Here is a 4,335-nt window from a genome sequence, read left to right on the forward strand (position 1 = left end):
CTGGCGCTCTGCGACGCCGACCTGGCGGTCCTGGCCGCGCCCGCCCGGCGGTACGACGCCTACGCCGCCGACGTGCGTCGGGAGTACGCCGCCGTCCCCGAGGTGGCGTTCCGCGCCGGCCGGGCCGCCCTGCTGGACGACCTGCTGTCGCGCCCGGTCCTGTTCCACACGGCGTACGCCCGGGAGCACTGGGAGCCACGGGCCCGGGCGAACCTCTCCCGGGAGGTGGCCGGGCTGGTGCGCCGGGATGGCCCGGACGGGCCACCCGGCCGGACCGGGGGGACCATTTACCCGCCGACCGTGTCATGAACCGCCCTCCCGCCCGTCGAGTAGGTGATGGCAACCAGCCGCTGGGACGCAGCGGCCGACACTCGGGGAGTCGACATGACGGTCAGGGAAGCAGCAAGGGTGCTGGACATGAGCGTGTGGCGGACGTGGCGGCTGTGCACCGTCGGCGTCCTGCCGTACTGGCAGGTCGAGGGACGCATCCACATCCACCCGAGGGCCATCGAGGACTACGTCCGGGTGTTCGCCCGGCCGGCCGCCGAGACTGCGCACACGGCGGCCTGACCCGCCGGCGAGGCGGCGCTCACGGGGGTGGCGCCGCCCGCCGGAGAGGGTCGTGCGCGGCCCGGTACGCCGATCCCCCCGCCCCGGCGCTCAGTGCATGGCGCCGACGGCCTCCGGCGCGAAGCCGGGGAAGACCGTGTCGAGCTGGCCCCCCGAGAGCCCGAACCGGCTGACCATCACCTCGGCCAGCACGCTGCGGTAGTCCTGCGAGAGCGGGACGTCCCCCTCGTTGAGACTCGCATCGCTCAACGGCTGCCATCGCCCGCGCACGGCGCCGCCGTCCACCCCCGCGCCGAGCAGGAGCATCGCGTTGCCGTAGCCGTGGTCGACGCCGTGGTCGCCGTTCTCCTCCACGCGGCGTCCGAACTCGCTGAGGGTCACCACGGTCACCCGGGCGGCGTGCGGTCCCAGGTCCTCGAAGAACCGGGCCAGCGATCCGGCGAAGTGGTCCAGGTGGCTGACCATCCACTCGTCCGCGGCGAGCGAGGTGCTGCCCAGCCCGGTGTGCATGTCCCAGTCGCCGTAGTCGATGGTCACCACCCTCGCGCCGATGTCGGCCTTGATCAGCAGCGCGGTGTTCGCGAGCACCGACTGCAGCGGCCCGTCCGGGTAGGTGGCCTTGGCCGCCGACATCTGCTCGTCGGTGGTCGACGACACCACCGACAGCCGGTCCACGGCCGACAGGGCGGTGTCCACCGCGGCGCTGAGCGGGGTGCGCCCCCCGGCCCAGGCGGCGCTGAGCGACGCCGACACCTGCGCGTCGGACTCCAGCCAGTCCAGCGTGGGGAGCCGGAAGCCGGTCACCTCGTTGGCGCCCAGCGCCGGGGCCGGGCCGGCGAGAGCGGTCGGCAGCATGCTGTCGCCCAGCTGCACCTGCTCCTCGGGCCGGGCGTCCGGGGCGAGACCGACCACCCGGTTGATCCAGCCGACGCGCGCACTCGAGCCCGGGTGCGCCCGCTCGACCTCCTCCATCGCGTCGAAGTGGCTGCGGTTGGGGGCGGGCAGGCCCACGCCGTGGACGGCGCCGAAGGTCCCGGCGTCCCACATGGGCAGCAACGGCGCCAGGGACGGGTGCAGGCCGAACCGGCTGTCCGCGCCCAGCAGGGCCCCCTCGGGGACCACGATGCCGGGACGCATGGTGCTGAGGTAGTCGTGGTCCGCCCCGCGGGGGACCAGGATCGACAGCCCGTCCGACCCGCCGCGCATCGAGAGCACGACGACGACGTTGCCGCCGGGGGCCGCGCCGTAGGCCACCTGGCGGAAGGTGTCGCCGAAGAGGCTCGCGGCGGTCATCGCGCCGGTCGCGCCGGCGACCCCGGCGAGGAAGCGCCGGCGGCTGAGGGAGGGGCCGGGGCAGCCGCAGGGTCGTGCGCGGTCGGCCGGGTCACCGGTGGTCGTCATCGTCGTCTCCTCACCGGGTCATGTGGGCGGGCGAACCGAGCATGATCATGAGTACCTGCCGGATCCGGCTGGCGGACAGGTCCGAGACGGTGACCCGCCTCGAGAGCGCGAGGCCGGTGCGCACCGACACCGCCGCGCGGAGCCGGTCACCGGCGGGCTCGCCGAGCAGGCGCTGCGCCATGTGGTCCACCACGGCACCGAAGCTGGCGGGCAGGTCGGGCAGCCACGAGGCGTCGGAGGGGAACCGCGCGTCCTGGGTGGGCCACCACTGGTTGGCGAGGCTGCGCTGCACGCTCAGCGAGTCGAGCACCCGGCCGGCGCTGGACCAGGCGAGGTTGACCTCGGGGAACCCGTTCGGCGCGGGCCAGCCGTACGGCGTCATCCCCTGCCCGGAGATCGCCCAGAAGATGGCGTTGGCGAAGGACGAGTCGTCGGCCGGGCGCTGCGGCAGGATCCGCAGGGCGCGGATGGTGGCGGTGGTCTCCTCCAGGGGGGTGCGCACCTTCCGCCCCTGCGCGGAGGCGAACTCGGGGTGGGCGACCAGCGCCCGGAGGGCGGCCTTGATGTCGGTCCCGCTGCGGGTGAAGGCCCGTGCGACGCTGCTGACCAGGGCACGCGACGGGGTGTCGTGGACGAACTTCACGCACAGCCGCCGGGCCAGCCGGCTGGCGGTGGCCGGGTGGTGGGCCAGGTAGCGCAGGTACGCCTCGGTGGCGGCGCGTCCGTCCGCCTTGGCGTTCCTGTGGGTGAACCCCATGACCCGGATCCGCCCGGTCCAGTGCGCGGCAGGGTCGTAGTAGGCGCGGAACTCCGGCCACCACAGGTCGACCCGGTACCCGGTGAGCATCCGGGCGGAGGCCAGCACGTCCTCCTCGGTGTAGCCGGACTCGACCCCGACCGAGTGCAGCTCCAGCAGCTCCCGGCCGAGGTTCTCGTTGGGCGCGTCCTTGGTGGAGGTGGCGTTGTCCAGGTAGAGCCCCATCGAGCTGTGCGTGGTGGCCGCCACCAGCATGTCGTCGAAGCGGCCGAGCGCGTGCGTGCGGATCATCTGGTCGTAGGAGACCCGGTAGGGCCAGGCCTCGTCGTCCCCGAGGGGGATGTGCAGCAGGTTGGACCAGAACTCGACCATCACCTCGTGCAGCTGCCGGTGGGAGAGGACGCGGCGCATCAGCGTCCAGCGGCCGAGGTCGGTCATCACCTCCCAGGCCGGCGCCACGCCGCTCTGGTGGCGCTCCCACAGCTTGGTCGGCGGGTACCACAGGGTGGGGAACCAGCCTCGGACCGCGTTGCCCGGGGCGTCCTTGACGCGGTCGGGGGCCAGCTGCTTCTCGAACCAGGCCCGGCCACCCCCAGCGCGGCGGATCTGGGTGGCCAGCCCCGGCGTGTAGCCGTAGCTGAACCGGTCGGCGAGGTGCCGGTCGCGGGCGCTGAGGGCCGCGGCGGCGCGCGCGTCGTCGGTCATGGTCGACACTGGGGGCCTCCTCGCCGGAGTGTGCGTCGTCCCGCCCGCGGGGGCTCGGCGGAGTGACGATGATGGCAGCACGGGCGTGGCCGGCGCAGGCGAATGGCGAGGTCGGCCGAGGTCAGCAGAGGGTGCCGCGGTCGCCGTCCAGCCGCACCCGACGGCCGAGCGGCACGGGCAGGTTGACCTGCCCGTGCCCGACCGGAAGGTCGTGGACGAGCGGGACGCCGAGCGGCGCGAGCCGGGACCGGAGCAGTCCGCTGACCACGGCCGGCTCCCCGCAGTGGGTGAAGCTGCCGCTGGCGACACCGCGCACCCCGTCGAACCAGCCGGCCCTCAGCAGCTGGGTGAGCGCGCGGTCCAGCCGGTACGGCGCCTCCGCGACGTCCTCGATCAGCACGAGCGAGTCCCGCGCCGGGCGGGCGTCCGCGGTGCCGAGCATCGCCGCCAGGAGCGTGAGGTTGCCGCCGACCAGCACCCCCTCCGCGTCGCCGCCACCGCCGGGCCGTCCCTGGAGCACCGGGGAGCCGCCCTCCATGAGCAGCGCGCGCACCGCGGTGGTCGTGGTCTCGTCGGCGTCGGCGAGCCCGGCCACGCCCGGGCCGTGCACGGTGACCACGCCCAGTCGCGCAGCGAATGCCTGGTGCAGCGCGGTGACGTCGGAGAACCCGACCAGCCACTTCGGGCCGGCCGCGGCCAGGGCCCCCCAGTCGAGCAGGTCCAGGACCCGCTGGGAGCCGAACCCGCCCCGGCTGCACCACACCGCCGTGACACGGGGGTCGGTCCAGGCGTTCTGCAGCGCCGCGGCGCGGGCGGTGTCGGTCCCGGCGAGCCAGCCGTGCTCGTCCGGGGCGAGCGGGTCGGGGGGACGCACGTCCAGGCCCCAGCCGCGCAGCACCTCG

5 protein-coding genes are annotated in these 4,335 nt (G+C 74.6%); 2 read left to right on the forward strand and 3 right to left on the reverse strand.

From position 1 onward, the window contains the following. Together PLP61_RS15260 and PLP61_RS15265 are read left to right on the forward strand one after the other, a co-directional pair. Positions 1 to 309 (forward strand): HD domain-containing protein (locus PLP61_RS15260; RefSeq protein ID WP_502889081.1); only part of this gene is annotated, 309 nt, incomplete at its 5' end. A 108-nt stretch (positions 310 to 417) separates the two neighbouring features. Beyond that, a complete protein-coding gene (locus tag PLP61_RS15265; RefSeq protein ID WP_324503614.1) occupies positions 418 to 570 on the forward strand; it encodes a hypothetical protein in 153 nt (50 codons plus the stop codon). Between the two features lie 90 nt (positions 571 to 660). Here the strand turns inward: PLP61_RS15265 and PLP61_RS15270 are convergent, their stop codons facing one another. The 3 genes from PLP61_RS15270 to PLP61_RS15280 all read right to left on the reverse strand — a co-directional run. Then, complete coding sequence (locus PLP61_RS15270) at positions 661 to 1,971, reverse strand: DUF1501 domain-containing protein (protein ID WP_324503615.1); 1,311 nt, start codon at positions 1,969 to 1,971, stop codon at positions 661 to 663. A gap of 10 nt (positions 1,972 to 1,981) precedes the next feature. Further along, positions 1,982 to 3,433, reverse strand: coding sequence for a DUF1800 domain-containing protein (locus tag PLP61_RS15275; RefSeq protein WP_324503616.1), 1,452 nt, complete (start codon positions 3,431 to 3,433; stop codon positions 1,982 to 1,984). A gap of 121 nt (positions 3,434 to 3,554) precedes the next feature. After that, positions 3,555 to 4,335: S66 peptidase family protein (locus tag PLP61_RS15280; RefSeq protein ID WP_324503617.1), on the reverse strand; the 781-nt coding region annotated here is incomplete at its 5' end.

Source organism: Nocardioides sp. (assembly GCF_035429765.1).
Lineage (GTDB): Bacteria > Actinomycetota > Actinomycetes > Propionibacteriales > Nocardioidaceae > Nocardioides.